General features: G+C 71.0%; 26 protein-coding genes and 2 tRNA genes. 23 read left to right on the plus strand and 5 right to left on the minus strand.

Annotation, left to right across the window (positions count from 1 at the left end; all coding sequences use genetic code 11):
• Positions 1 to 120: 120 nt before the first annotated feature.
• Genes yidC through rpmH form a run of 4 tightly spaced genes read right to left on the minus strand, consistent with a single transcriptional unit; the run spans position 121 to position 1,871 of the window.
• Positions 121 to 1,092: a membrane protein insertase YidC gene (gene yidC / locus Q1B24_RS14935; protein WP_299930283.1), complete on the minus strand. Its 972-nt coding sequence runs from the start codon at positions 1,090 to 1,092 to the stop codon at positions 121 to 123.
• Positions 1,093 to 1,359, minus strand: a complete 267-nt coding sequence (yidD, locus tag Q1B24_RS14940; RefSeq protein ID WP_299930286.1) for a membrane protein insertion efficiency factor YidD — start codon at positions 1,357 to 1,359, stop codon at positions 1,093 to 1,095.
• Positions 1,356 to 1,709, minus strand: a complete 354-nt coding sequence (rnpA, locus tag Q1B24_RS14945; RefSeq protein ID WP_366916513.1) for a ribonuclease P protein component — start codon at positions 1,707 to 1,709, stop codon at positions 1,356 to 1,358. The genes yidD and rnpA overlap by 4 nt, the downstream gene beginning before the upstream one ends.
• A 24-nt stretch (positions 1,710 to 1,733) precedes the next feature.
• Entirely contained in the window at positions 1,734 to 1,871 is a 138-nt protein-coding gene (gene rpmH / locus Q1B24_RS14950) for a 50S ribosomal protein L34 (RefSeq protein ID WP_011758123.1), read from the minus strand.
• A gap of 531 nt (positions 1,872 to 2,402) precedes the next feature.
• On the opposite strand from rpmH, the gene dnaA reads away from it, so the two are divergent.
• The 21 genes from dnaA (at position 2,403) to Q1B24_RS15055 (ending at position 22,761) form a co-directional block, all read left to right on the plus strand.
• Positions 2,403 to 3,878 (plus strand): chromosomal replication initiator protein DnaA, encoded by a 1,476-nt coding sequence (gene dnaA / locus Q1B24_RS14955; protein WP_299930291.1) that lies wholly within the window; start codon positions 2,403 to 2,405, stop codon positions 3,876 to 3,878.
• A 100-nt stretch (positions 3,879 to 3,978) separates the two neighbouring features.
• On the plus strand, positions 3,979 to 4,491 hold the full coding sequence (locus tag Q1B24_RS14960) for a hypothetical protein (RefSeq protein WP_299930294.1): 513 nt from the start codon (positions 3,979 to 3,981) through the stop codon (positions 4,489 to 4,491).
• Between the two features lie 3 nt (positions 4,492 to 4,494).
• Positions 4,495 to 5,559, plus strand: coding sequence for a hypothetical protein (locus tag Q1B24_RS14965; protein WP_299930295.1), 1,065 nt, complete (start codon positions 4,495 to 4,497; stop codon positions 5,557 to 5,559).
• Entirely contained in the window at positions 5,552 to 6,532 is a 981-nt protein-coding gene (locus Q1B24_RS14970; protein ID WP_299930298.1) for a hypothetical protein, read from the plus strand. The genes Q1B24_RS14965 and Q1B24_RS14970 overlap by 8 nt, the downstream gene beginning before the upstream one ends.
• Positions 6,533 to 6,935: 403 nt before the next feature.
• On the plus strand, positions 6,936 to 8,072 hold the full coding sequence (dnaN, locus tag Q1B24_RS14975; RefSeq protein WP_299930300.1) for a DNA polymerase III subunit beta: 1,137 nt from the start codon (positions 6,936 to 6,938) through the stop codon (positions 8,070 to 8,072).
• A 123-nt stretch (positions 8,073 to 8,195) separates the two neighbouring features.
• Complete coding sequence (gnd, locus tag Q1B24_RS14980) at positions 8,196 to 9,170, plus strand: phosphogluconate dehydrogenase (NAD(+)-dependent, decarboxylating) (RefSeq protein WP_299930303.1); 975 nt, start codon at positions 8,196 to 8,198, stop codon at positions 9,168 to 9,170.
• 7 nt (positions 9,171 to 9,177) lie between these two features.
• Positions 9,178 to 10,311: a DNA replication/repair protein RecF gene (gene recF, locus Q1B24_RS14985; protein ID WP_299930305.1), complete on the plus strand. Its 1,134-nt coding sequence runs from the start codon at positions 9,178 to 9,180 to the stop codon at positions 10,309 to 10,311.
• Positions 10,301 to 10,867, plus strand: a complete 567-nt coding sequence (locus Q1B24_RS14990) for a DciA family protein (protein ID WP_299930308.1) — start codon at positions 10,301 to 10,303, stop codon at positions 10,865 to 10,867. Before recF ends, Q1B24_RS14990 begins: the two co-directional genes overlap by 11 nt.
• 400 nt (positions 10,868 to 11,267) lie before the next feature.
• Positions 11,268 to 13,370, plus strand: coding sequence for a DNA topoisomerase (ATP-hydrolyzing) subunit B (gyrB, locus tag Q1B24_RS14995; RefSeq protein ID WP_299930824.1), 2,103 nt, complete (start codon positions 11,268 to 11,270; stop codon positions 13,368 to 13,370).
• A gap of 58 nt (positions 13,371 to 13,428) precedes the next feature.
• On the plus strand, positions 13,429 to 16,188 hold the full coding sequence (gene gyrA / locus Q1B24_RS15000; protein WP_299930311.1) for a DNA gyrase subunit A: 2,760 nt from the start codon (positions 13,429 to 13,431) through the stop codon (positions 16,186 to 16,188).
• Positions 16,189 to 16,195: 7 nt separating this feature from the next.
• A complete protein-coding gene (locus tag Q1B24_RS15005) occupies positions 16,196 to 16,741 on the plus strand; it encodes a DUF3566 domain-containing protein (RefSeq protein WP_299930314.1) in 546 nt (181 codons plus the stop codon).
• Between the two features lie 72 nt (positions 16,742 to 16,813).
• Positions 16,814 to 16,887, plus strand: a tRNA-Ile gene (locus tag Q1B24_RS15010).
• 35 nt (positions 16,888 to 16,922) lie between these two features.
• The gene (locus Q1B24_RS15015) at positions 16,923 to 17,048 is read left to right on the plus strand and encodes a DLW-39 family protein (RefSeq protein WP_299930317.1); all 126 of its coding nucleotides are present in this window, start codon (positions 16,923 to 16,925) and stop codon (positions 17,046 to 17,048) included.
• Between the two features lie 51 nt (positions 17,049 to 17,099).
• A tRNA-Ala gene (locus Q1B24_RS15020) sits at positions 17,100 to 17,172 on the plus strand.
• 193 nt (positions 17,173 to 17,365) lie between these two features.
• Positions 17,366 to 18,037: a leucine efflux protein LeuE gene (leuE, locus tag Q1B24_RS15025; protein ID WP_299930320.1), complete on the plus strand. Its 672-nt coding sequence runs from the start codon at positions 17,366 to 17,368 to the stop codon at positions 18,035 to 18,037.
• A 113-nt stretch (positions 18,038 to 18,150) separates the two neighbouring features.
• Entirely contained in the window at positions 18,151 to 18,483 is a 333-nt protein-coding gene (locus tag Q1B24_RS15030; RefSeq protein WP_299930826.1) for a YciI family protein, read from the plus strand.
• Positions 18,484 to 18,487: 4 nt separating this feature from the next.
• A complete protein-coding gene (locus Q1B24_RS15035; RefSeq protein WP_299930323.1) occupies positions 18,488 to 19,741 on the plus strand; it encodes a sigma-70 family RNA polymerase sigma factor in 1,254 nt (417 codons plus the stop codon).
• Positions 19,742 to 19,766: 25 nt separating this feature from the next.
• Positions 19,767 to 20,507 (plus strand): SURF1 family protein, encoded by a 741-nt coding sequence (locus tag Q1B24_RS15040; protein WP_299930326.1) that lies wholly within the window; start codon positions 19,767 to 19,769, stop codon positions 20,505 to 20,507.
• Between the two features lie 10 nt (positions 20,508 to 20,517).
• Positions 20,518 to 20,898: a DUF3817 domain-containing protein gene (locus Q1B24_RS15045; protein WP_299930329.1), complete on the plus strand. Its 381-nt coding sequence runs from the start codon at positions 20,518 to 20,520 to the stop codon at positions 20,896 to 20,898.
• A gap of 19 nt (positions 20,899 to 20,917) precedes the next feature.
• On the plus strand, positions 20,918 to 21,748 hold the full coding sequence (locus tag Q1B24_RS15050) for a patatin-like phospholipase family protein (RefSeq protein WP_299930332.1): 831 nt from the start codon (positions 20,918 to 20,920) through the stop codon (positions 21,746 to 21,748).
• Positions 21,745 to 22,761: a 1-acyl-sn-glycerol-3-phosphate acyltransferase gene (locus Q1B24_RS15055; protein WP_299930334.1), complete on the plus strand. Its 1,017-nt coding sequence runs from the start codon at positions 21,745 to 21,747 to the stop codon at positions 22,759 to 22,761. Before Q1B24_RS15050 ends, Q1B24_RS15055 begins: the two co-directional genes overlap by 4 nt.
• A gap of 134 nt (positions 22,762 to 22,895) precedes the next feature.
• On the opposite strand, the gene Q1B24_RS15060 is transcribed toward Q1B24_RS15055, so the two are convergent.
• Positions 22,896 to 23,708: a hypothetical protein gene (locus tag Q1B24_RS15060; protein WP_299930337.1), complete on the minus strand. Its 813-nt coding sequence runs from the start codon at positions 23,706 to 23,708 to the stop codon at positions 22,896 to 22,898.
• A gap of 205 nt (positions 23,709 to 23,913) precedes the next feature.
• Here Q1B24_RS15060 and Q1B24_RS15065 point away from each other — a divergent pair, with 205 nt between their 5' ends.
• Positions 23,914 to 24,426 carry a peptidylprolyl isomerase gene (locus Q1B24_RS15065; protein ID WP_299930340.1) on the plus strand — a complete coding sequence of 171 codons (513 nt, stop codon included), beginning with the start codon at positions 23,914 to 23,916 and terminating at the stop codon, positions 24,424 to 24,426.
• Positions 24,427 to 24,474: 48 nt separating this feature from the next.
• Positions 24,475 to 25,419 (plus strand): rhomboid family intramembrane serine protease, encoded by a 945-nt coding sequence (locus Q1B24_RS15070; protein WP_299930343.1) that lies wholly within the window; start codon positions 24,475 to 24,477, stop codon positions 25,417 to 25,419.
• Positions 25,420 to 25,528 lie beyond the last annotated feature (109 nt).

Genomic DNA, 25,528 nt, shown 5'->3' on the forward strand with positions numbered 1-25,528 from the left:
CGGTCTCGGTGGCCGCCTCGGTGGTGGTCTCGCCGTCGGTCAACTGCTCACTCACGTGTGTCTCCTGCTTCTCGGTCAGGTCGGACGACACCCTCGCGAGCGTCGTCGGGGATGTCTGGGTCAGCGCTTCTTCTTGCCGCGCTGGGCCTTGGTCTGACGGTGGGGCTGCTGCCGGGTCTGCGACTTCTCGGCCCGGCGGGCCTCGACCTCCGCAGCGAGCCGCTCCTCCTCGATCTGCGCCGGCGTCTTGAGCCCCTTGCGGGCGGCCTTGGCGCGGTCGCGCTCCTCCTTGGCCTCGGCCGCGGGCGTGCCCGGGGCCGGGTTGTTGCGGATGACGTAGAACTGCTGACCCATGGTCCAGAGGTTCGACGTGGTCCAGTAGAAGAGCACGCCGATCGGGAACGCGATACCGCCCACGGCGAAGACGACCGGGAGGACGTAGAGCAGCATCTTCTGCTGCTGTGCGTAGGGGCCCGAGAGCGCGTCGGCGGGCATGTTCTTGCTCATCAGCTGGCGCTGGGTGAGGAAGGTGGTCGCCGTCATCGCGAGCACCAGGAACGCCGCGAGCACCCGCACGCCGATGTCGTCGGTGTTGAGGAAGGTGTCGGAGATCTTGGCGCCGAGGAAGACCGCGTCACCGAACTGCTCGTTGAGCTCCTGGGTCATCAGCCCGCGCTCGACCTCGGGGTTCTTCGCGGCCTGGTCGATCAGCCGGAACAGCGCGAGGAAGATCGGCATCTGCAGCAGGATCGGCAGGCAGGACGCGAACGGGTTGGTGCCCGAGTCCTTGTAGAGCTTCATCGTCTCCTGGGCGAGACGCTCCCGGTCGTGGCCGTACTTCTTCTGCAGCTCGCGCACCCTGGGCTGGATGAGCTGCATGTTGCGGCTGGACTTGATCTGCTTCACGAAGAGCGGGATCAGCGCCATGCGGATCACGAGCGTCAGCCCGATGATCGACAGCACCCACGCGATGCCGGTCTCCGGACCGAAGATGCTGCCGAACAGCTTGTGCCAGCCCACCAGCACCGCGGAGATGACGTAGTAGAGCGGGGCCATGATCGCGCCGCCGATGGTGCTGAAGAAGTCGAGCACTCATGCTCCTCGAGTTGCAGTGGACGAAGACGTGGACTGGTCGGCCGAACCGGCGCGGGAGGGAACGGGGTCGTAGCCGCCGGCCGCCCACGGGTGGCAGCGGGAGAGACGGCGCACGGCGAGCCAGGTGCCGCGGAGCGAGCCGTGCACGGTGACGGCCTCGAGGGCGTACGCCGAGCAACTCGGGTGGTAGCGGCAGACCTGGCCGTAGAGCGGGCTGATCGCGAAGCGCCACGCGCGGATGACCCCGATGAGGAGGTGCTTCATGACGGGCTCACCCTGCTCAGCGTACGGGCGAGATCGGCACCGAGGGAGGCGTACGACGCATCCGCTGCGGCTGGCAGGGCACGGACCACGAGCGCAGCACGACCCGGAAGCTCCTCGAGTGTCGCGAGGTGCTCCCGGGTCAGGTGCCGGAGTCGTCTCTTCACACGGTTTCGCGTGGCGGCGTTGCCCACGGCCTTGCCGACCGTGAACCCCACCTGTGCCGGCGCCGGGGCTGCGTCCGGATCCACCCAGAGGTGGACCACGAGCGTGGCGGAGCCGGCGCGACGCCCCTGACGCACCGTGCGGCGAAAACCGTCAGCGGTGGTGAGGCGGTGGACAGCGGAGAGCACGGCGCGTGCCGTGGGCGCTGGCCGTCAGACGGCCAGGCTCTTGCGGCCCTTGCGGCGACGGCTCGACAAGATGGCGCGACCGGCACGGGTCCGCATGCGCAGGCGGAAGCCGTGCACCTTGTGACGGCGACGGTTGTTCGGCTGGTACGTACGCTTGCTCACGGCTATTTCTCCGAAGGTTTCGAGGGATGTCCACTCCACACCGGGGTAGGTGCTGGCCCAGGTTCAGGCCCCAAAGATCAGGTTCTTCGGCCGGCACCGCCCGCCCGCGTGGCCGCCTGGTGGCGGATCGTGGACATGCGGCACCCGTCGACGGGGAGCGACCGGCCAACGGTACGCGGCAGGCGAACGGGGGGTCAAACCCACGGGACGCCCCGGACGGCCGGCCTGTGGATGACATCTTGCTCGGCGGCTCGCCCGGTTGTTACGTTCGGTGCCTCCGCGGTCCGTCCCGACCTCGGTCCGACCAGGGTCCAGCACGCCATGTGATCCGGGTCACAGGCCCATCAAAACGGCCTCTGACCTGCGGAAACGCTGGAAGGATCACCAGCCGTTGCGACCCCGGAGGTCCGGTCCCCCAGATCGGTCCCGGCAGTTCACAGCTTGTGGACAACTCTGTGGAAGCCCGCCCCGGCCGTATCAGTGGAGTGGTGGTTCCGAGCCGGATTCCCAGCAGCACACACGCACGACGACATGGTGGAAGCGAAGGCGGTCCGGGTGGACGACCAGCAGGTAGATCTCGGGACGGCGTGGCAGCAGATCGTCGAGGACCTCCAGCCCAACCAGCGCGCCTGGCTGCGGCCGAGCGTGCCGATGACGCTGCACGAGAACACCGCGATCATCGCGGTCCCCAACGACTTCACCCGCAACCAGCTCGAGGGTCGGCTGCGCAACCACATCGAGGACGCGCTGACCGAGGGCTTCGGTCGCGAGATCCGGATGCTGGTCACGGTGAACCCCGCCCTCGAGGCGGAGGCGCAGCCACACATCGACGAAGCGACAGATGGATCTGTCTCTATGTCGACAAATGACCGTGCGGCGCCGTTCGAGCCGCCCGCCCCCGTCGCCGTCGACACCTACGAACCCCTCAACGCCGGCGGCGCCGGCGCCGAGCGACGGCCCTCCGCCCTGGAGACCCGCCTCAACCCGAAGTACACGTTCGAGACCTTCGTCATCGGCTCGTCGAACCGGTTCCCGCACGCCGCGGCCGTCGCCGTGGCCGAGGCGCCGGGCAAGGCCTACAACCCGCTGCTGGTCTACGGCGAGTCCGGGCTGGGCAAGACGCACCTGCTGCACGCGATCGGCCACTACGTGCGCAGCCTCTACAGCAACGCCAAGGTGCGCTACGTCTCGTCGGAGGAGTTCACCAACGAGTTCATCAACGCGATCCGAGACGACCGGCAGGACCGCTTCAAGCGGCGCTACCGCGACGTCGACGTGCTGCTGATCGACGACATCCAGTTCCTCGAGGGCAAGACGCAGACCCAGGAGGAGTTCTTCCACACGTTCAACACCCTCCACAACGCCAACAAGCAGATCGTGCTGACCTCCGATCGCGCGCCCAAGCGGCTCGAGGCCCTGGAGGACCGCCTGCGCAACCGCTTCGAGTGGGGGCTCATCACCGACGTCCAGCCGCCGGACCTCGAGACCCGCATCGCGATCCTGCGCAAGAAGGCCGCGATGGACCGCCTGACGGCGCCGCCGGACGTGCTGGAATTCATCGCCTCCAAGATCCAGACCAACATCCGTGAGCTCGAGGGCGCGCTGATCCGCGTGACGGCGTTCGCCAACCTCAACCGCCAGGAGGTCGACATGACCCTGGCCGAGATCGTCCTCAAGGACCTGATCCCCGAGGGCGGCGAGCCCGAGATCACGCACGCGCTGATCATCGCCCAGACCGCGGCCTACTTCGGGGTCTCGCTCGAGGACCTCACCGGCCCCTCGCGCGGGCGCCACCTGGTCATGGCCCGGCAGATCGGCATGTACCTGTGCCGCGAGCTGACGTCCATGTCGCTCCCGCAGATCGGGCGCGAGTTCGGCGGTCGCGACCACACGACCGTGATGTACGCCGACCGCAAGATCCGCCAGCTCCTCGCGGAGCGCCGGGCGGTCTTCAACCAGGTCAGCGAGCTCACCAACCGCGTGAAGATGCAGGCCCGCCAGGCCTGAGCCACGGCCGACGCGGGTTTCGTCGCCCGGCAGGTGGGGTAGTCCGTCTCCTGAACGGCCGCAGGGTCAGCCATCGGGTTCAGGGGGACATGAGCGACGCATGCCGTACGACGACTGGGAACAGGACGAGATCAGGGCCGACCTGACGAACATGTACCGGGCCGGCAAGGAGGTGCTCCCGCAGCGGGCCACCCGCGTGTCCGGCGTCGCCGAGCGGATGACCGACGCCATCGCCTCGGCCAACACCCGGTCCGCGCAGATGGGAGACCACAAGGTCCTCACCGACCTGCTGTGGATGGCCTCGGACTGCCAGGCGGGCATGGCCGCGGCGGTGACCACCATCAACAACCTCGCCCTCGCGGTCGTCGCGCAGGCTGACGACTTCCGCGACCGGGACGAGTTCGCCCGATCGGTCTTCGACGGGCTCGAGCCCGAGCTCCGGGGTCCGGCCGACCCGCTGCCCACGGCGCCGTCGACGGTGGACCAGGCCGAGACCACTGCGCCCGGCTCCCCCGAGGCGGAGGCCAACCCCGACGTGCAGTCGCCCGAGGAGGAGCGCGAGGACCGCGACGACCTGCTCGACGCCTACCAGAACTTCGGCGGGGAGGACTGAGCCGTGAGCGTCAAGGACGAGTTCGAGGCCGTGACGGCCGACATCGAGAAGTACCTCGGGATCCTCAAGGGCAACGAGACCGCCTGGGAGTGGCGCGAGAGCTACAAGAACGACTACTTCAGCCACTACAGCGCTCCCTACAGCCCCGTCCCGCCGACCTTCCAGACCGAGCCGCCCGGCGGTGAGTACACCGTCTTCTTCCAGGACCTCCTGCTTCCGGACGAGGCCTTCGTCGATGCGCAGCACAAGGTCGAGTTCGGTCGTCAGATCAACGAGCGGTGCGCGACGTCGTTCACCAACGGGGCCACCTGGGCCAGCGGGATCGCCGACTACCTCAACTCCCTGTGCGCCGACCTCATCCGCCCCGACGCGGCCGCGCTCCGCGAGTCCGTCCAGGTCTTCCACGACTCGATGATCGAGACCCAGGCAGCCCTGCCCGTCGGGTGGACCGAGGTCAACTTCGAGAGCTGGGTCGGCGGCTCCAGCGACGCCTGCCAGCTCGTGGTGGAGCGGCTGCACGCCATGGTCCTGGACCAGTACAGCCTCTACTACGCCCACTGCTTCGCCCTCTACGGCGGCGCGTGCGCCCTGGTCGTGGCGGCCCAGGAAGGGCTCGTCAAGGCGATGGAGGACATCCGCGACGGGATCAAGGCCAACCTCCAGGCGTGGCAGAACCTCGGTGCTCCGCCGTTCGACGCCACTCCGATGGACCCCCAGGTCGTCGAGATCGCGGCGGTCGCACGCAAGATCCTGGGCAAGGTGCCCGGCATCGGCACCGCGTTCGAGGTCGGCGAGCTCGGCGGGAGCATCCTCGGTCTCTTCGGCGCCGACGTCGGTGACCTCATCACCTACTCGTTCGACGCCCGGGACGCCGAGACCACCTACAACGAGATGACTGCGATGCTGCAGGACGCCTACCTCACGCCGCTGCAGACCGGCATGCACAACCTGCAGGACGAGAAGTCGGCCGCCATCAGGGCGTCCCAGGACGGCATCCATCCCTGGCTGCCGGAGCCACTGGCCGGCGCCGCCGACGAACCGTGGAGACACGACCAAGAACATGCGTGAACCAACCGAGCACCGCGCCTCCACCTGGGCCAGGGTCCTGACCGCAGGCCTCCTCCTCGGTGCCCTCAGCGCCTGCACCGACCCCGACGACGGCACCGACCCGCCACCGTCCCCCGCCCCCACCTCGACCGAGGCCACCACCGGGACGAGCCCGGATCCGGGCACCGAGCCATCCGTCGACGAGGTCCGAGCGACGCTCGGCGCCCTCGCTCCCTGCGGCCTGGTGTCGCCCGGCACCACGTCGGCCTCGCCCCGGGGACCGCACACCTGCGAGGCACAGCTCGGCGACACCCGCGTACGCGTCACGGTCGGCGTACCCCTCGACGACGAGGCACGCTCCGCGGCCGAGGTCGAGGACGTCGCCGGCCTCACGGCCTACACCGTCGCCGACCGGTGCCGGACGGTGTTCCCCGCCGGCCCCGCACACGGCATCGCCGTCGAGATCGGCGGAGGGTGCGGACCGGCGCTGCAGGAGGCCGCCACCATCGTGGGCACCTCGCTGGGCGCCGACGCGGACGCACGGCTGCGGGACCCCGGTCCCGACTCCCTCACCGCCTGCGGACTGCTCTCGGCCACGGAGGCCGACAGCTCCCTGCTCGTGGACGCCGTCGGCACCTCCGAGGGCCTGGACCACTGCGAGGTCGCCACCGGGGCGGTGCTCGCGCGCACCACGCTCAGCCTCGACTACACCCCGATGTCCTTCGACGAGCTCGTACGCCGCCTCGACGGCGACCGCGTGACCCTGGCCGGCCAGGACGCGGTCGTCGTCCCCGACGGCCAGACCTGCTTCGTCCACACCTACCTGTGGGAGTCGGACGCCGAGGGTCGGGGACCGCTCCGGACCGACGCCGTGGTGCACGCCGAGACCTGCCGGGAGGCCCAGCGGGTGACGGCCACCGTCATCGAGGCGGCCGGTCGCGAGCCCGCCCCCGCCGGCAGCGTGGCGGAGCTCCTGGTGGTCGGGGCCGAGTAGCGCAGCACCCGCCGCGCTCCCGTGCCTCCGTGTGGAGAACATGTGATTCCGTCCGCCCGTTCATCCCCAGCCCCTGTGGATGCCTCGGGACGAACCACACGGTTCGCTCGCCGATCCACACGCCCGGCAGCCGGCCCGCTCAGCATCCACACCCGTCGTGCACAGGGTTTCAGCGCCCTGACCTGCACAAACCTGAGTTGTCCACAGTTTCCACCGACCCTATGACGACTATGAACCTCAAGACTGGACCGATCTCCCGCCAACACCTGACCGGCCCTGCCTTGGGGACAACCCTGCCGCCACCCGAGGACGCGTGGCAGGATGCACTTCCCACGCGCACGTGTGGGTCCTGCCTGCCTGCCGGTGCTCGTTGCCCGCACCACCTCTCGTCGAGGAGACCCTTGTGAAGTTCCGCGTCGAACGCGACGTCTTCGCCGATGCCGTTGCCTGGGCTGCTCGCAGCCTCCCGGTCCGTCCCAGCTCGCCCGTGCTGGCCGGACTTCTGATCGAGGCGAGCGACGCCGGCCTGGTGCTCTCCACCTTCGACTACGAGACGTCGGCGCGGGCCACCCTCTCGGCGGAGGTCAACGACGAAGGTCGCGCGCTCGTCAGCGGCAGGCTCCTCGCCGACATCTGCCGCAGCCTCCCCGCCAAGCCGGTCGAGCTCACCCTCGAGGGCCCGCGCGTCTCGCTGACCTGCGGATCCGCGCGCTTCAGCCTCCAGACGATGCCCGTCTCCGACTACCCGACCCTGCCCGAGATGCCGTCCGCCACCGGCACCGTCTCCAGCGCCGACTTCGCCCACGCGGTCGCGCAGGCCGTCACCGCCGCCGGACGCGACGACATGCTGCCCGTGCTCACCGGCGTCCGCATCGAGATCGACGGCTCGACGATGGCGCTCCTCGCGACCGACCGGTTCCGCCTCTCGCACCGCGAGCTCACGTGGAACCCCCAGTCCCCCGACGAGTCGGTCGCCGCCCTGGTGCCGGCCAAGGTGCTCGGCGACACCGCCAAGTCTCTCACCTCCGGTGCCGAGGTGACGATCGCCCTCAGCGCAAGCGGCGCCGGCGAAGGGCTGATCGGCTTCGAGGGCACCGGCCTCGGTGGCGTGCGTCGTACGACGACTCGGCTGCTCGACGGCGAGTTCCCCAAGGTCCGCTCGCTCTTCCCGGCCGAGCACCTGACCGTGGCCAAGGTCAGCAAGGCCGAGCTCATCGAGACCGTCAAGCGCGTCGCCCTCGTGGCCGAGCGCAACACCGCGGTCCAGATGAAGTTCGGCGACAACCAGATCGTGCTCGACGCCGGCTCGGGCGACGAGGCCATGGCCACCGAGGCCGTCGATGCCGACATCACCGGTGACGACCTGACCACCGGCTTCAACCCGCAGTTCCTCCTCGACGGCCTCAGCGCCATCGACGGCGAGATGGTCGACCTGGCGTTCACCCAGGCGACCAAGCCCGTGGTCATCTCCGGCACCGACGCCGACGACGACACCGGGTCGTTCCGCTACCTGCTGATGCCGCGGCGGTTGCTGAGCTGAGGTCCTGACCCGGGTGGAGGGGTTTCGACGCGCCTGTCGCGACCTCGTTCCTCGGTCGCGGGCTTGCTCAACCTGACGACCCACGCCGTGCACTCGTTCCTCGTGCACGGCTAGGCTCCGGACATGGACATCGGACTCATCGGGCTCGGCAAGATGGGCGGCAACATGCGCGAGCGCATGCGCCGCGCGGGACTCACGGTCGTGGGCTACGACCGCAACCCCGACGTCAGCGACGTCGACTCGCTCGAGGCGCTGGTCGAGGCGCTGCCCAGCCCCAAGGTCGTGTGGGTCATGGTGCCCGCGGGCGACCCGACGCGCGCGACGATCAAGGAGCTCGCCGGCCTGCTGGGCGAGGGCGACGTGGTCGTCGACGGCGGCAACTCGCGGTGGACCGACGACATCGCCAACGCCGAGCTCCTCGCGGAGAAGCAGGTCGGCTACGTCGACTGCGGCGTCTCCGGCGGCGTGTGGGGCCTGGAGAACGGCTACGCCCTGATGTACGGCGGCGACGCCGACGACATCGCGAAGGTCCAGCCGGCCTTCGACGCGCTCAAGCCCGAGGGCGAGTTCGGCTCGGTGCACGCCGGCAAGGTCGGCGCCGGACACTTCTCGAAGATGGTCCACAACGGCATCGAGTACGCGATCATGCAGGCCTACGCCGAGGGCTGGGAGCTCCTCGACAAGGCCGAGCTGACCGACAACGTCACCGAGGTCTTCCGCTCCTGGCGCGAGGGCACGGTCATCCGCTCCTGGCTGCTCGACCTCATGGTCACCGCGCTCGACGACGACCCCGGCCTGTCGCAGGTCGCCGGCTACGCCGAGGACTCCGGCGAGGGGCGCTGGACCGTCGAGGCCGGCATCGAGCACGCCGTGGCCACCCCGGCGATCACGGCCGCGCTCTACGCCCGCTTCGTCTCCCGCCAGGACGACTCGCCGACGATGAAGGCCGTCGCCGCGATGCGCAACCAGTTCGGTGGCCACGCGGTCCGCTCCGCGGCGCCCAAGGGCGGCGACGCCGAGGGCACGTCGGGCGCCGAGCAGTCCGAGACGGCGAAGAAGGCCGGCGCGGGCAGCGCCGAGGAGACCGGCGAGAGCTGATGACCCCGTGCACGTCGCGCACCTGACCCTGCACGACTTCCGCTCCTACGCCGACCTCGACGTCGCGCTGGAGCCGGGGGCGACGGCGTTCATCGGACGCAACGGCCAGGGCAAGACCAACCTCGTCGAGGCGATCGACTACCTGTCGCGTCTCTCCTCGCACCGCGTGGCGACCGACGCCCCGCTGGTGCGTGCCGGCACCGACCAGGCGATCGTCCGCGCGTCGGTGGTGAAGGAGGGGCGCCCGGCGCTGCTCGAGGTCGAGCTCAACCCGGGCCGCGCCAACCGCGCCCGGATCAACCGCTCCCCCCTGCCGCGCCCCCGCGAGATCGTCGGACTCGTGCGCACGGTGGTCTTCTCCCCCGACGACCTGACGCTGGTGAAGGGCGACCCGTCGGACCGGCGCAAGTTCCTCGACGACCTGCTGATCCTCCGCTCACCGCGCCTGGCCGGGGTGCGGGCCGACTACGACCGGGTGCTGAGGCAGCGCAACAGCCTGCTCAAGACCGCCGGCATCGCGCGGGGCTCCTCGCGCGACGCGGCGATGTCCACCCTCGAGATCTGGGACGACAACCTGGCCCGGGTCGGCGCCGAGGTCCTGGGCGCCCGGCTGCGGCTGGTCGAGGACCTGCGTCCCTACCTCGGCAAGGCCTATGAGGCGGTCGCCCGCGGGGCGAGCCGCGACGACGCCGACCTCGAGTACAAGGCCAGCATCGACCTGCCGGCCGAGGGCGACCTGCAGCAGGCGCTGCTCGACGCCGTCGCCGCCCGGCGCAAGGAGGAGCTCGACCGCGGGATCTCGCTCGTCGGGCCGCACCGCGACGAGCTGCTGCTCACCCTCGGTGACCCCCAGCTCCGCCTGCCGGTCAAGGGCTACGCCTCGCACGGGGAGTCGTGGTCGTTCGCGCTCGCGCTGCGGCTGGCGTCGTACGACCTGCTGCGCGCCGACGGCGACGACCCGATCCTGGTCCTCGACGACGTCTTCGCCGAGCTCGACGCCGAGCGCCGCCAGCAGCTCGCCGAGCTCGTCGCCGGCGCCGAGCAGGTGCTGGTCACGGCCGCGGTCGCCGCCGACGTGCCCGCAGCGCTGCAGGGGGTCCGCTACCTCGTCGCCGACGGGACGGTGACCCGTGACGAGTGACGGACCCTCCCCCGAGGAGACCCCAGAGACCTCCGAGACCCCCGAGCCCGTCGTGGAGGAGCACCACGCCGACGGCCTCGACCTGGCCCGTGCGGCTGCCCGTGCGGCGGCCGCCACCCCGGGCGGCCGGCCACCGAGGAAGTCCTCGACCTTCCGGCGTCGGACGTTCACGAAGTCGTCCGGTGCGCGGCCCGACGACCGCGACCCGCAGCTGCTCGAGCAGGCGATGGGTCGCCTGATCGCCAACCACGGGTGGGAGCTCGACCTCAAGGTCCAGGGGGTCTTCGGCCGGTGGACCGAGCTCGTGGGCGACGAGGTGGCCGACCACTGCACGCCGGAGTCCTTCGACGACGGCCGGCTCGTGGTGCGCACCGACTCGACCGCGTGGGCCACCCAGCTCAAGCTGCTCGCGCCCGCCGTCGTACGCCGTCTCAACACCGAGCTCGGGCACGGCACGGTCACCGTGATCGAGGTGCTCGGCCCGCACCTGCCCAGCTGGACCAAGGGCCGGCTGTCGAGCCGCGACGGCCGCGGCCCGCGCGACACCTACGGCTGAGCCGGACCGATCACGCGAGAGCCGCGATCTGCCGATCTGGGAGCCGCCGGACCACATGGGGGCCCACCGACCCCCCTGTTCGACCGGCTGACAGGCCCTCACGGGCCCGCTGGAGGCCTTTTTTCGGACCGAACCATCCCCAACCGGGGGCTGATGCTTCGTTTGAGGCGTCCTGACGGGTACTGTGAGAACCACGAGTCGCACGCCGTGTTGCCCCGCAACCGCCGCGACTCGACTCATGTCGAACGCCCGCGGACCGCGTCCGGGGCGACGAGCAGAAGGCTGTGCCTTGAGCGAAGAGAACCACGAGTCCACCCCGGCCACCACCGACGCCGCTCCCGGTTCCGCTCCCGATCCCCAGGCCCCCGACAGCCCGTCGGAGACCGAGCGCGCCGAGGCGCTGGCCGCGGCCGTCGAGGAGGCGGTCGAGGAGAAGCGGTCCACGACCGCCGTCGACGGCAGCGTGGAGTACGACGCCTCCGCGATCCAGGTGCTCGAGGGCCTCGAGGCGGTGCGCAAGCGCCCCGGCATGTACATCGGGTCCACGGGCGAGCGCGGCCTGCACCACCTGATCTGGGAGATCGTGGACAACGGTGTCGACGAGGCGCTCGCCGGCTACGCGACCCGCATCGTGCTGACGCTGCAGTCCGACGGCGGCGTACGCGTCGAGGACAACGGTCGCGGCATCCCTACCGACACCGCCCCGGGCCAGGACATGCCGGCGCTGACGATGGCCCTGACGATGCTCCACGCCGGCGGCAAGTTCGGCGGCGGCGGCTACAAGGTCTCCGGTGGTCTCCACGGCGTCGGCGTCTCGGTGGTCAACGCGCTGTCCACGCGCCTGGTCGCGGAGGTGAAGAACCGCGGCCACCTGTGGCGCCAGTCCTTCCAGCTCGGCGTCCCCGACGCCGACCTCGCGCAGGTCCGCCCGCTCGAGGCGGGCGAGGGCACCGGCACCACGGTCACCTGGTACGCCTCCGAGGACATCTTCGAGCACACCACCTACAACCTCGAGACCATCACCTCCCGCCTGCGCGAGATGGCGTTCCTCAACAAGGGCGTCGAGTTCGTCATCCGCGACGAGCGTGCCGACGCCGAGTCGCGCGTCGACGCGGTGCAGGACGACACCGTCGACGCCAGCATCGACAACGCCGGCCACGACGCCATCAAGCGCGCCGAGTCGGGTGGCCTCGAGCAGATCTTCAAGTACGACCGGGGCCTCGTCGACTACGTCGAGCACCTCAACCGCCGCAAGGACAAGGCCAACGCCACGGTCATCTCCTTCGAGGCGGAGACCGCCGAGGGCGCGTCGGGCCAGCACATGAGCCTCGAGGTGGCGATGCAGTGGAACACCTCCTACACCGAGTCGGTCCACACCTTCGCCAACAACATCAACACCCACGAGGGCGGCACCCACGAGGAGGGCTTCCGGGCCTCGCTGACCTCGCTGGTCAACAACTGGGGCGAGGAGTGGGGGCTGATCAAGAAGAAGGAGGACCGCGTCTCGGGTGACGACATCCGCGAGGGCCTCACCGCGATCATCTCCATCAAGCTCGGCGAGCCCCAGTTCGAGGGCCAGACCAAGACCAAGCTCGGCAACACCGAGGCCAAGGGCTTCACCCAGCGCATCATGAACGACCAGCTCGGCGCCTGGTTCGAGCAGAACCCGGCCGAGGGCCGCGACATCGTGCGCAAGTCGCAGGCCGCCGCCAACGCCCGGATCGCGGCCCGCAAGGCACGCGAGCTGGCGCGCGGGCGCAAGGGCCTCCTGGGCGGCGGCGGGCTGCCCGGCAAGCTCAGCGACTGCCAGTCGACCAACCCGGTCGAGTGCGAGGTCTTCATCGTCGAGGGCGACTCGGCCGGCGGCTCCGCGCGCCAGGGCCGCGACCCGCGCATCCAGGCGATCCTCCCGATCCGCGGCAAGATCCTCAACGTCGAGAAGGCGCGCATCGACAAGGTGCTCGCCAACTCCGAGGTCCAGGCGATTATCTCCGCGCTCGGCACCGGCATCCACGAGGAGTTCAACCTCGAGAAGCTGCGCTACCACAAGGTCGTGATGATGGCCGACGCCGACGTCGACGGCCACCACATCAACACCCTGCTGCTGACGCTGCTCTTCCGCTTCATGAAGCCGCTCATCGAGCACGGCTACGTCTACATGGCCCAGCCGCCGCTCTACCGCCTGCGCTGGAACAAGCCGGCCGAGCACGAGTTCGTCTACTCCGACGCCGAGCGCGACGCGCTGCTCGCCGACGGCCAGGCCCTGGGCAAGAAGCTGCCCAAGGAGAACCCGGTCCAGCGCTACAAGGGTCTCGGCGAGATGAACGCCGACGAGCTGTGGGAGACCACGATGGACCCCGACGCGCGCCTGATGAAGCAGGTGACGCTCGAGGACGCCGCCCAGGCCGACGAGATCTTCTCGATCCTGATGGGCGAGGACGTCGAGCAGCGCCGCTCCTTCATCCAGCGCAACGCCAAGGACGTCCGTTTCTTGGATATCTAGGCCGCTAGCCGTTTCTACGAGCAGCCCTAGACATCCCTAGAACGCAGGAGAGAACCACATGACTGAGACCCCCACCGGCACCGGCGCAGGCGGCTTCGGGTTCGGCGACGACCGCATCCAGCCGATCGAGCTCCAGACGCTGATGCAGCAGTCCTACATCGACTACGCGATGACCGTGATCGTCGGGCGCGCGCTGCCCGACGTCCGTGACGGGCTGAAGCCGGTGCACCGCCGCATCCTCTACGCGATGTACGACGGCGGCTACCGCCCCGACCGCGGCTTCTCGAAGTGCTCGCGCGTCGTCGGCGACGTGATGGGTCAGTACCACCCCCACGGCGACACCGCGATCTACGACACCATGGTCCGCCTCGCGCAGCCGTGGGTGCTGCGCGCGCCGCTGATCAACGGCCAGGGAAACTTCGGCTCCCCGGGCAACGACTCCGCCGCCGCCATGCGGTACACCGAGTGCCGGATGGCGCCGCTGGCGATGGAGATGGTGCGCGACATCGACGAGGACACCGTCGACTTCCGCCCCAACTACGACGGTCGCTCGCAGGAGCCGACCATCCTGCCCTCGCGCTTCCCCAACCTGCTGGTCAACGGCTCGGCCGGCATCGCGGTCGGCATGGCCACCAACATCCCGCCGCACAACCTGCGTGAGGTCGCCGAGGGCGCGATCTGGGCGCTCGAGCACCCCGACGCCTCCCGCGAGGAGCTGCAGGACGCGCTCGTCGAGCGGATCAAGGGTCCCGACTTCCCCAACGGCGCGCTCATCGTGGGGCGCCAGGGCATCGAGCAGGCCTACCGCACCGGTCGCGGCTCGATCTCGCAGCGTGCCGTGGTCGAGATCGACGAGGACGCCAAGGGCCGCGTGATGCTCGTCATCAGCGAGCTCCCCTACATGGTCAACCCCGACAACCTCGCGCTCAAGATCGCCGAGCTCGCCGACAGCGGCCGGATCCAGGGCATCTCCGACGTGCGCGACGACACCAGCTCGCGCACCGGTCAGCGCCTGGTGATCATCCTCAAGCGCGACGCCGTCGCCCGCGTGGTGCTCAACAACCTGTTCAAGCACACCGAGCTGCAGACCAACTTCTCGGCCAACATGCTGGCCCTCGTCGACGGCGTGCCGCGCACCCTGCCGATCGACCAGTTCATCTCCAACTGGGTCACCCACCAGATCGAGGTCATCCAGCGGCGTACGCGCTTCCGCCTCGCCGAGGCCGAGAAGCGGGCCCACATCCTGCGCGGGCTCGTCAAGGCGCTCGACGCGCTCGACGAGGTCATCGCCCTCATCCGCCGCTCGCCCGACGTCGACGACGCGCGCACCGGGCTGATGGAGCTGCTCGAGGTCGACGAGATCCAGGCGACCGCCATCCTCGACATGCAGCTGCGTCGTCTCGCCGCGCTCCAGCGCCAGAAGATCATCGACGACCTCGCCGCCATCGAGCTCCAGATCGCCGACCTCGAGGACATCCTGGCCAACGAGGTCCGCCAGCGCCAGATCGTCTCCGACGAGCTGCAGGAGATCACCGACAAGTACGGCGACGACCGGCGCACGCAGATCATCGCCGCCGACGGCGACCTGTCGATGGAGGACCTGATCCCCGACGAGGACCTCGTCGTCTCCATCACCCGCGGCGGCTACGCCAAGCGCACCCGGGCCGACCAGTACCGGCTGCAGAAGCGCGGCGGCAAGGGCGTACGCGGGGCGACACTGCGCGGCGACGACGTCGTCCAGCACTTCATCGCGACCACCAACCACCACTGGCTGCTGTTCTTCACGACCGCCGGTCGCGTCTACCGCACCAAGGCCTACAACCTCCCCGAGGCGGCGCGCGACGCGAAGGGCGGCCACGTCGCCGGCCTGCTGAGCTTCCAGCCCGACGAGGACATCGCGCAGGTGCTGGCGATCCGCGACTACGAGCAGGCCCCCTACCTCGTGCTCGCCACCCGCACCGGCCTGGTGAAGAAGACCAAGCTGGGCGACTACAACAGCCCGCGCCAGGCCGGCGTCATCGCGATCAACTTCCGCGAGGACGACGACGAGCTGATCGGCGCCGAGCTGGTCAACGCCGACGACGACATCCTGCTCGTGTCCCGCAAGGGCCAGGCGATCCGCTTCCAGGCCAGCGATGACCAGCTGCGTCCCATGGGCCGCGCCACCGGTGGCGTGCGCGGCATGAAGTTCAAGCACGACGACGACTCGGTGCTCTCCCTCTCGGTGATCCGGGCCGCACAGGTCGCGGCGGAGGAGGCGGCCGAGGCACGTCTCGTCGAGGGCGGCGAGGCGCCGCAGGACATCGAGGCCGGTAACCTGCCCGACGTGAAGGAGCAGTACGTCTTCACGATCACCGACGGCGGCTACGCCAAGCGCTCCCGCATCACCGACTACCGCACCACCAACCGTGGCGGTGTCGGCATCCGGGCGGTCAAGCTCACCAACGAGGACCGCGGCGGCCTGGTCGGCGCGTTCATCGTGGAGGAGGGCGACGAGGTGCTGTCGATCACGAGCGGCGGGCAGGTCGTCCGCAGCCCGATCGACACCAACTTCCGCGCGACCGGTCGCGACAGCCAGGGCGTGAAGTTCGTGACGCCCAAGAAGGGCGACACGGTCGCCGTGGTGGCCCGATCGGTCGAGGCGCGCGAGGACGAGGAGGTCGAGGAGCAGGCATCCGAGGCCGCCGCGGAGGTCGAGGCCGGCGCCCGCGAGGCCGCAGCCGTTTCGCCCGACGTGGTCGACGATGCAACAATCGACGGGCAGGACCCTGTCGAGGCGCCTGCCGATCCCGCCGCCGACGACGACACCGAGGAGTGAGTGATCCATGTCGGAACGCACCGCGACTCCCCGCCGTACCCCCGGGGGCGAGCCCGCCAAGCGGTCGCTGACGGGACGGCTCCAGGACACGCTCTCCAGCGCCGCTGAGGAGCACCGGGCCAACTCCGGCCCCGCCTCGTCGCGCGGCAGTCGGGCGCGTCGTGCGCCCGGGCGCCAGCCACGACGGGCCCGCCTGCGGCTCACCCGGGTGGACCCGTGGTCGGTGATGAAGACGTCGTTCCTGCTCTCCGTCGCCTTCGGCGTCGTGACCTTCGTCGCCATCTTCATGGTGTGGTCGGTGCTCGGCGCTGCCGGTGTGTGGGAGTCGATCAACTCCGCCGTGGCGAGCATCGTCGAGGGTGACAGCGGCAACTCCACCTTCGACGTCACCGACTACGTCGGGATGTCGCGCGTGCTGGGCTTCACGCTCCTCGTCTCGGTGGTCGACGTCATCCTGATCACCGCGATCGCCACGCTCACCGCCTTCCTCTACAACCTCGCGGCCGCGCTGCTGGGCGGCATCGAGGTCACCCTCGCCGAGGACGAGAAGTGAGCTGAACACCTCGATTGGCACCGCCTGACCACGGTCAGGTAACCTTCGGCGTCGCCGCTTGCGGCGTTGCACGGGCCTATAGCTCAGACGGTTAGAGCGCTTCCCTGATAAGGAAGAGGTCGGAGGTTCAAGTCCTCCTAGGCCCACTCCATCCCCTTCGCTCCGCTCCCGAGGAGAGTCCATGAAGAAGCTCCTGCTGGTCGCCCTGGCCGCCGCCGGTGCGGTCGCCGCGAAGAAGAAGATGGACGAGAGCAAGAACGAGCAGGCCCTCTGGGCCGAGGCCACCGACACCGTCGAGAAGGCCTGACGCTCGCTCGCTGGTCGAGGACGTCGCGCAGCGACCGTCACGAGACCACCAGGGGCCTTGGCGCAATTGGTAGCGCACCTGCTTTGCAAGCAGGGGGTTAGGGGTTCGAGTCCCCTAGGCTCCACCGCCGTTCGCGGACGAGGTCTGGCTGGAAGAACTGCGGCCGGACGACTGCTCGAGCGCCGACGATCGGTCGCGCGGTCGCAGTTCTCGGACGGGCGACCTGACGGCCCGCGGGCCGCACCCAGCGGTGTGACCTCACGCCCATCCCTCGAAATCGGATGGTGGCGCGCGCCGGTCGGCCCCACACTGGTCCCGTGCTGGGCATCACCGACCTCCCGACCTACCTCGTCGGCCTCGTCCTGATCATCCTGCTGCCGGGCCCGAACTCGCTCTACGTCCTCTCCGTCGCGGCGCGGCGCGGGGTGCGCAGCGGGTACGCCGGTGCGGCGGGCGTGTGGACGGGCGACGCGGTGCTGATGACGCTGTCCGCGGCCGGGGTCGCGTCGCTGCTCCAGGCCAACGAGGCGGCGTTCGCGGTCGTCAAGTGGGCGGGGGCGTCGTACCTGCTGTGGCTCGCGATCGGCATGCTGCGCGCGGCGTGGGGGATGTGGCGCTCCCGCGTCCCGGTCGCCGACCAGATCGCCGACGCCGCCGCGGAGGCCGGCGTCGAGCCCCGTGCGCGCGGTGAGCGGCCCTATCGCCGGGCGCTCGTGATCAGCCTGCTCAACCCCAAGGCGATCCTCTTCTTCGTCGCCTTCTTCGTGCAGTTCGTCGACCCGGCGTACGCCCACCCGGCGCTGTCGTTCCTCGTGCTCGGCGCCCTCGCGACCCTGGCCAGCGCGGCGTACCTCAGCGTCCTCATCTTCGCCGGCACCCACCTCGCGGCCGCCTTCCGCCGCCGCAAGGCGCTGTCGGCGGGGGCGACCTCGGCCGTGGGCGCCGTCTTCGTGGGGTTCGCGGTGAAGCTGGCGCTCGCCTCGGCCTGACCGATCCGGGAGGACTTCGTCGGGCGCCGCTGTCGTATCCACGCCGTCCCGTTCGTGGTAGGGGTGAGAGGTCGCCCGGCAGGGGTGGCCGCCGACCACGGGAGATGACCGACATGCACTACCTCCTCACCGTCATCGGGGACACCGACAACCCCGCCGACGACTCCGCGCCCGGCGCGATCGACGCGTTCAACGACCGGCTGAAGGCCGAGGGACGCTGGGTCTTCGGCGGCGGCCTGACCGACCCGCGCGACGCCACGGTGACCGACAGCCGCGGCGGCCAGCCGGTGCTCACCGACGGGCCGTTCGTGGAGTCCAAGGAGTTCCTGGCCGGCTTCTGGGTGGTCACCGCCGACGACCTCGACGCCGCCCTCGCCCTGTCCGCCGACGCCTCACGCGCGTGCCACCGCAAGATCGAGCTCCGCCCCTTCGGCGGCGTGGCCTGACCCGATGGCCGACGCCGGGCTCGACGAGGTCCTGGCCCGGGTCCACCGCGACGAGTGGGCCCGGGTCGTGGCCACGCTCGCCCGGCGCTTCGGCGACCTCGACGTCGCCGAGGACGCCACCGCCGAGGCCTTCGCCACGGCCGTCGAGCGGTGGCGCGCCGACGGCGTACCCGCCAATCCGGGCGCCTGGCTGACCACCACCGCGGGCAACAAGGCGCTCGACCGCGTACGCCGCGAGAGCCGGCGCGACGCGAAGCAGAGGCAGGCCCACATGCTCACCGACCAGCTCGCCGGACCGCCGGAGCCCACCGGGGCGGTCGAGGACGAACGACTCCGGCTGCTCTTCACCTGCGCCCACCCGGCGCTCGCCAGGGAGGCGCGCATCGCCCTCACCCTGCGGTTGGTCGGCGGGCTGACGGTCGCCGAGATCGGCCATGCGTTCCTGGTCCAGGAGGCCACCGTCGCGCAGCGGATCACCCGCGCCAAGGCCAAGATCAAGGCCGCCGGCATCCCGTGGCGCGTGCCTGCGGAGGACGACCTCCCCGCCCGGCTGGACGGCGTCCTGACGGTCCTCTACCTGGTCTACAACGAGGGCTACCTCGCGAGCGGCGCCGACGCCGACCCGGTCCGCGCCGACCTGACCGGCGAGGCGATCCGGCTCACCCGCCTGGTGCGCGAGCTGCTGCCCGACGACGGCGAGGTCGCAGGCCTGCTCGCCCTGATGCTCCTCACCGAGGCGCGGCGCACGGCACGGGTCTCCTCGAGCGGCGAGCTGGTCACCCTCGACCAGCAGGACCGCGGGGCCTGGGACCACGAGCTCGTCACCGAGGGCCACGCGCTCGTGCGCGACCGGATCACCTCGGGCCGCGCACCGGGCCGCTACCAGGTGCTGGCCGCGATCAACGCCGTCCACACCGACGCCCCCGACGCCCGCGAAACCGACTGGTCCCAGGTCGTGGCGCTCTACGACCGCCTCGCCCGGCTCGATCCCTCGCCGGTCGTGGCCCTCAACCGGGCGATCGCCGTGGCGGAGCTGGACGGCCCGCAGGTCGCCCTCGCCCAGGTCGAGCCGCTGGCCGACCGCCTGGCTCGCTACCACGCCTTCCACGCCACCCGTGCCGACCTGCTGCGCCGGCTGGGCCGCAGCGCCGAGGCGCGAGCGGCGTACGACCGTGCCATCGGGCTCGCCCGCAACAGCGCCGAGATGGCGTACCTCACGCGCAGGCGGGACGAGCTCCCGGCCGCCGAGGGCCGGTGACCGCACGGCTGGGACAATCGGGGTCGTGACCGCGCCCCGCCGACCCGGCCTGCTGACCGACCTCGGTGCGGCCGTCCTGGCGCTCGTGCTGGTGGGGATCGCCGGGATGCTCGGGAAGTGGCAGTACGACGCCTGGCAGGCGCACCGCGACGCCGAGGCGCGCGACCTGACGGGCATCACGCCGGTCCCGCTGGACGACGTGATGGGCAACGACGACCCCTTCCCCGCCCCCGACCTCGGCCGCCCGGTGGACGTGGCGGGCGAGTGGCTCGGCGGCGGCTTCTGGGTCGCCGACCGCCCCCGGGGCGAGGAGCCCGGCTACTGGGCGGTGACGCCGCTGCAGACCGGCGACGCCGCGGTGCTCGTCGTACGCGGCTGGGCCCCCGAGCCCGACGCCGACCTGCTCGCCGTGTCGGGCGAGGCCGAGGTGACCGGCTGGCTGCAGCCCCCGGAGGGCACGCTGGTCGTCGACGACGACCCCTCCGACGACGTCTTCCCCGAGATCCGCGTCGCCGACGCCGTGCAGCGCGTCGACGTCGACCTGTGGTCGGCCTACGTGATCAGCCAGGACGCCGGCCCCGGGCTGGAGGAGGCCGAGCTCGCCTCGCTGCCCACCCCGAGCCGGACGACCGGCATCCGCAACCTGCTCTACGCCGTGGAGTGGTGGGTCTTCGGCGCGTTCGCGGCCTTCATCTGGTGGCGGTGGCGGCGCGACGCCACCGCCCCCGACCCGGCACCCGACCTGACCTCTTCGAGCGCCGGATAGGTTGGCCGCCGTGTCACGCACCCTCACCGCCTACCGCGTCATGGCCTCCATCGTGGGCGTCCTGCTCGTCGTGCTCTGCCTGGTCGGCGTCCCGCTCGCCAACTTCGACGGCTCCTCGATGTGGGGCGTCTTCGACAGCACGCCGATGTGGGTCACCCCCGGCTCCGACGCCCAGGACGCCGGCGAGCTGATCACGACCTACCTCGGCGTCGCGCACGGCTGGCTCTACATGATCTTCCTGTTCAGCGCCTTCCTGCTCTCGCGCCGGGCCAGGTGGGACTTCCCCTTCACCGTGGTGACCCTCGTCTGCGGCACGATCCCGCTGGTCTCCTTCTGGGCCGAGCACCGTGCCACGAAGCGCGTCCGCGCCGAGCACCCCGAGCTCGCCTGAACCTCACTAGGCTCACCCCATGGTGACCGCGTTCGTGCTCGGCGGAGGCGGGGTGCTGGGCGCCGTCGAGGTCGGCATGCTGCGTGCGTTGCTCGAGCGCGACATCGTCCCGGACCTCGTCCTCGGCACCAGCGTCGGCGCGCTCAACGGCGCGCTGGTCGCCCGCCAGCCCGAGCTCGAGGTGGTCGACCGGCTCACCGAGCTCTGGGCGGCCACCGCCCAGGGCCGGGACGTCTACGGTGACCGTCCGCTGCGCACCGTCCGCCGGGCCGTGTCCACCGGCACCCACATCTACTCCTCCGCGCCGCTGCGCGCCCGCCTGGAGGAGGAGCTGGGCGACGCCAAGTTCGAGGACCTGCCCGTACGCCTGGAGGTGTGCGCGGCGAGCATCGAGCGGGCCGCCGAGCACTGGTTCACCGAGGGGCCGATCGTGCCCGCCATCCTCGCCAGCGCCGCCGTGCCCGGGCTCCTGCCGCCGGCCGAGGTCGACGGCGAGCACTTCCTCGACGGCGGCCTGGTCAACTCCATCCCGGTGGGGCGCGCGGTCGAGCTCGGCGCGACCCGCGTCTTCGTGCTGCAGGTCGGACGCATCGACCGCCCGCTGCGCGTGCCGACCCGGCCGTGGGAGGTCGCGCGGGTGAGCTTCGAAGTCGCGCGTCGCCACCGCTTCATGCGCGACATGGCGACGATCCCCGAGGGTGTCGAGGCCCACGTGCTGCCCGCTGCCGGCACGTCGTCACGCGACGACTCGCTCCTCTCCCACCGCGACTTCTCGGGCGTGCAGGCCCGCATCGACGCGACGTACGCCGCCTCCAGGGCCTATCTCGACGACGAGCTCGGCCCGCCGTGAGGCGTCCGATCGTCTGGGTCCTGCGGCGGCTGGTCATCGCCCCGGCCGTCGTCGTCCTGACGGTGCTGATGTGGGTCACCCTGCCGGGATGGCTGCTGGTCGCGGCGGCGCTGGCGCCGGTGCTGCCCGGGCGGTGGCGGGCGCTGCGCCTGCTGTGGCTGGTCCTGCTCTACCTCACGTTCGAGAGCCTGCTGCTCGCGGTGCTGCTCGGCCTGTGGCTGGCCAGCGGCTTCGGGTGGCGGATCCGCTCGCCCTACTTCGCCGGCATCCACTACGACCTGGTGCAGGGCACCCTGATCGCCTTCTTCCGCGAGGCCAGGCGGGTGCTGGCGCTGCGCATCCGCACCGACGGTCCGCAGCCGTCGCGGGTGCCGGACGGGCCGGTGCTGGTGATGTGCCGCCACGCGGGTCCCGGCGACTCGTTCGTGCTGATGTACGCGCTGCTGCACTGGTACCACCGCGAGCCGCGGGTCGTGCTCAAGAACACCCTGGCGTGGGACCCGGCGATCGACGTCATCCTCAACCGGGTCCCGGCCCGCTTCATCTCGACCGACCCGGCCCCCGGGGAGGACCTGGAGTCCCACATCGCCTCGCTCGCCACCGGGCTCGACGTCAACGACGCGTTCGTGATCTTCCCCGAGGGCGGCAACTTCACCGCCGCGCGGCGCGACCGGGCCATCGCCCGGCTCCACAAGCTCGGACTGGACCGGATGGCGGTGCGCGCGGAGGAGATGATCCATGTCCTGGCGCCGCGCCCCGGCGGGGTACTGGCAGCGCTCGAGGCGGCACCCGAGGCCGACGTGCTGATGGTCGCCCACACCGGGCTCGACCACCTGCTCACGGTCGGCGACCTGTGGCGCGAGCTGCCGATGGACAAGCAGATCACGATGCGCTGGTGGCGGGTCGCGCGCGAGGAGATCCCGGCCGATCGCGAGGAGCGCATCGAGTGGCTCTTCCAGTGGTGGGAGCGGATCGACGACTGGATCGAGGACAACCGCCTCGAGCCCCTCTGAGGCCGCCCCTCGCCCTCGCCCCCCACCGCTCGTACGACGACACGCAGGCGACGCGACTCGGGCGGTGCCCCACCCACGCTCGCCAGCTGCGAAGCGTGGGTGGGACACCGCCCGGGTGCGGTGGTGCGGTGCTGCTAGTTCTTGCGGGGCGCGTCGTCGATGTCGATCACGTCGGCGGGCGCGTCGGGGTCGGTCGGCTGGTGAGCCTCCTCGACCGCGTCGCTGATCGCCTCGCCCGGGGCGCCGCCACCGATGTCGTCGGTGGCCGGCGGGTCGGCGGTCACGACGTCGTCGGCCGTGACCTCCTCGGGCAGCGGGTCGGTGAGCGGGTCGCCACCGGGGGCTGCCGACGTGGTCGCCGGGGAGGCGGGCGTGGGCGGCGGGGTGGTCGACGACGGGGTGGCGGGCTTCGGCGGGGCCGGCGGCACGTAGGTCGACTGCCAGTTGGCCTCGGCGTCCTGCTTGCCCTTGAGCTTGCTGAACACGAAGCCACCGACGGCGAGCAGGCCGGTGAGCAGCAGCAGCTTCTTGAGCTTGCCGCCCTTGGGCTCGGGCTCGACGCCGCGCAGCTCGTTGACCTTCGCGGCAGCCAGGTCGCGACCCTCGGCGGCCCGCTCGGAGGCGAGCGCGGCGGCGACGGCGGCCTTGTCCGCGGCGTTGGCGCGGGCCTCGGCCAGCAGCGGCGCGGCCTTCTCGCGCGCCTCGGCGGTCTTGACGGCGGCGAGGGCGGCGCCGGCGGTGGCCGCCTCGGTCGCACGGGTGCGTCCCTCGTCGATCAGCGGCTGGGCCTTGTCACGCGCGTCGGCGATCGCGGGCCCGGCCTTCTCCACCGCCTGGTCCCACGCCGACTCCAGCTGGGGGATGACGGTGTCGGTGACGGTCTCCGAGACCTGCTCGACATAGTCGTGGGCGCGGTCCATCAGGGACTTCTTGCGGCCGAAAGGCATGCGTGACCTCCTCAGTGATTGTGGCTCCATCTCACCACGGGCACCCTGACGCGGCCAGCCCCGTCCGGGTGGGCGAGACGTACGACGTCGCGCGGACGCCCTGCCCACCTCGCGCGTGGGCGCGGCGTGGCAGGATCGAGGCGCGCGGCAGCAGTGCCGCGCCACCACCGACGTACGACAGACCCACAGCTGAGAGGCACATCCCATGGCCGACCCCAAGGCGACCTTCAAGACCAACCGGGGCGACATCGTCGTCAACCTGTTCCCCAACCACGCGCCCGAGACCGTCGACAACTTCGTCGGCCTCGCCGAGGGCACCAAGGACTACCGCGACGACGCCGGCCGCTCGGGCGAGAAGTACTACGACGGCCTCGGCTTCCACCGCGTCATCGAGGGCTTCATGATCCAGGGCGGCTGCCCGCTCGGCACCGGCACCGGCGGCCCGGGCTACACGTTCAAGGACGAGATCCACCCGGAGCTCGTCTTCGACAAGCCCTACCTGCTCGCGATGGCCAACGCCGGCCCCGGCACCAACGGCTCGCAGTTCTTCATCACCCTGGCCGCCACCCCGTGGCTCAACCGCAAGCACACCATCTTCGGCGAGGTGGCCGACCAGGCCAGCCGCGACGTGGTCGACGCGATCGGGAGCAGCCCCACCGGCGCGATGGACCGCCCGCAGGACGCCGTGGTCATCGAGTCGGTCACGGTCGAGCGCTGACCCACCCGGTCCGCAGCACACCCGCGACGCGACACGCGTGACCCCGCCATGACCCAGCCGCCCGAGGGGCCGACCGCGGACCCGACCGCGGCCGGGGTGCCCACCTGCTACCGGCACCCCGACCGCGAGACCTGGATCCGCTGCCAGCGCTGCGACAAGCCGATCTGCCCCGACTGCATGCGCGACGCCGCGGTGGGCTTCCAGTGCCCCGACTGCGTCAAGCAGGCCAGCAAGGGCTCGCGCCAGAACCGCGCGATGTACGGCGGCGAGCGCAGCGCCGACCCGCGGCTGACGACGTTCGTCCTCATCGGCGTCAACGCCCTCGTCTGGCTGGCGATCACCGCGACGGGCGGGCGCTCGTCGTGGCTCACCCACCTGCTGGCGCTCCGGCCGGTGGGCGTGTGCGACCCCGGCAACGGGTCGCTCTACGACATCGGCGAGGGCGTCTGCGAGGCCTCGGGCGCGACCTTCCAGCCCGGGTTCTCCGACGGCGCCTGGTGGCAGCTGCTGACGGCGGCCTTCACCCACGTCGAGATCTGGCACGTGGCGATGAACATGTTCGCCCTGTTCATCTTCGGGCCCGTGCTCGAGGGCATCGTCGGTCGGGCGCGCTTCCTGGCGATCTACCTCGTCAGCGCCCTCGCGGGCTCGGTGATGGTGGTCTGGTTCAGCTACGAGTTCAGCTCGACCGTCGGCGCCTCCGGGGCGATCTTCGGCCTGCTGGGCGCCCTCCTCGTGGTGGCACGCAAGGGCCGGGCCCAGTCGCAGTGGCTCGTGCAGAACCTCGTCATCGGCGTCGTCATCACCGTGGTGGGCTGGCGCTTCATCTCCTGGCAGGGCCACCTCGGCGGCCTCGTCGGCGGTGCCCTGGCCGCGGCGGTCATCGCCTACGCCCCGAAGTCGCGCCGCAGCCTCGTGCAGTGGGCGGGCCTGGCCCTCGTGCTGGCCGTCCTGCTGGCGCTCGCACTCGTGCGCGACGTCGCCCTCTCCTGACGCCCGCCTCGCGCCCACCGCAGCCCCCGCCCCTCGTCGTACGACGCAGGCGGGGGCTGCGTCGTTCTCCGGGCGGGCCGGTTACCCACAGGTGTGCACACAGGTGTGG

Source organism: uncultured Nocardioides sp., assembly GCF_947488025.1.
In the GTDB taxonomy this organism is placed as follows: Bacteria; Actinomycetota; Actinomycetes; order Propionibacteriales; family Nocardioidaceae; genus Nocardioides.

Excerpts from the sequence above, each read along its gene's own strand:
- Q1B24_RS14970 (WP_299930298.1), top strand. The coding sequence starts at position 5,552 with ATGCGTGAACCAACCGAGCACCGCGCCTCCACCTGGGCCAGGGTCCTG.
- Q1B24_RS15035 (WP_299930323.1), top strand. The coding sequence starts at position 18,488 with ATGGCCGACGCCGGGCTCGACGAGGTCCTGGCCCGGGTCCACCGCGAC.
- Q1B24_RS15070 (WP_299930343.1), top strand. The coding sequence starts at position 24,475 with ATGACCCAGCCGCCCGAGGGGCCGACCGCGGACCCGACCGCGGCCGGG.
- gyrA (WP_299930311.1), top strand. The coding sequence starts at position 13,429 with ATGACTGAGACCCCCACCGGCACCGGCGCAGGCGGCTTCGGGTTCGGC.
- gnd (WP_299930303.1), top strand. The coding sequence starts at position 8,196 with ATGGACATCGGACTCATCGGGCTCGGCAAGATGGGCGGCAACATGCGC.
- dnaA (WP_299930291.1), top strand. The coding sequence starts at position 2,403 with ATGGTGGAAGCGAAGGCGGTCCGGGTGGACGACCAGCAGGTAGATCTC.
- Q1B24_RS15005 (WP_299930314.1), top strand. The coding sequence starts at position 16,196 with ATGTCGGAACGCACCGCGACTCCCCGCCGTACCCCCGGGGGCGAGCCC.
- Q1B24_RS15015 (WP_299930317.1), top strand. The coding sequence starts at position 16,923 with ATGAAGAAGCTCCTGCTGGTCGCCCTGGCCGCCGCCGGTGCGGTCGCC.
- Q1B24_RS15065 (WP_299930340.1), top strand. The coding sequence starts at position 23,914 with ATGGCCGACCCCAAGGCGACCTTCAAGACCAACCGGGGCGACATCGTC.
- yidD (WP_299930286.1), bottom strand. The coding sequence starts at position 1,359 with ATGAAGCACCTCCTCATCGGGGTCATCCGCGCGTGGCGCTTCGCGATC.
- Q1B24_RS15030 (WP_299930826.1), top strand. The coding sequence starts at position 18,151 with ATGCACTACCTCCTCACCGTCATCGGGGACACCGACAACCCCGCCGAC.
- Q1B24_RS15050 (WP_299930332.1), top strand. The coding sequence starts at position 20,918 with ATGGTGACCGCGTTCGTGCTCGGCGGAGGCGGGGTGCTGGGCGCCGTC.
- Q1B24_RS15060 (WP_299930337.1), bottom strand. The coding sequence starts at position 23,708 with ATGCCTTTCGGCCGCAAGAAGTCCCTGATGGACCGCGCCCACGACTAT.
- Q1B24_RS14960 (WP_299930294.1), top strand. The coding sequence starts at position 3,979 with ATGCCGTACGACGACTGGGAACAGGACGAGATCAGGGCCGACCTGACG.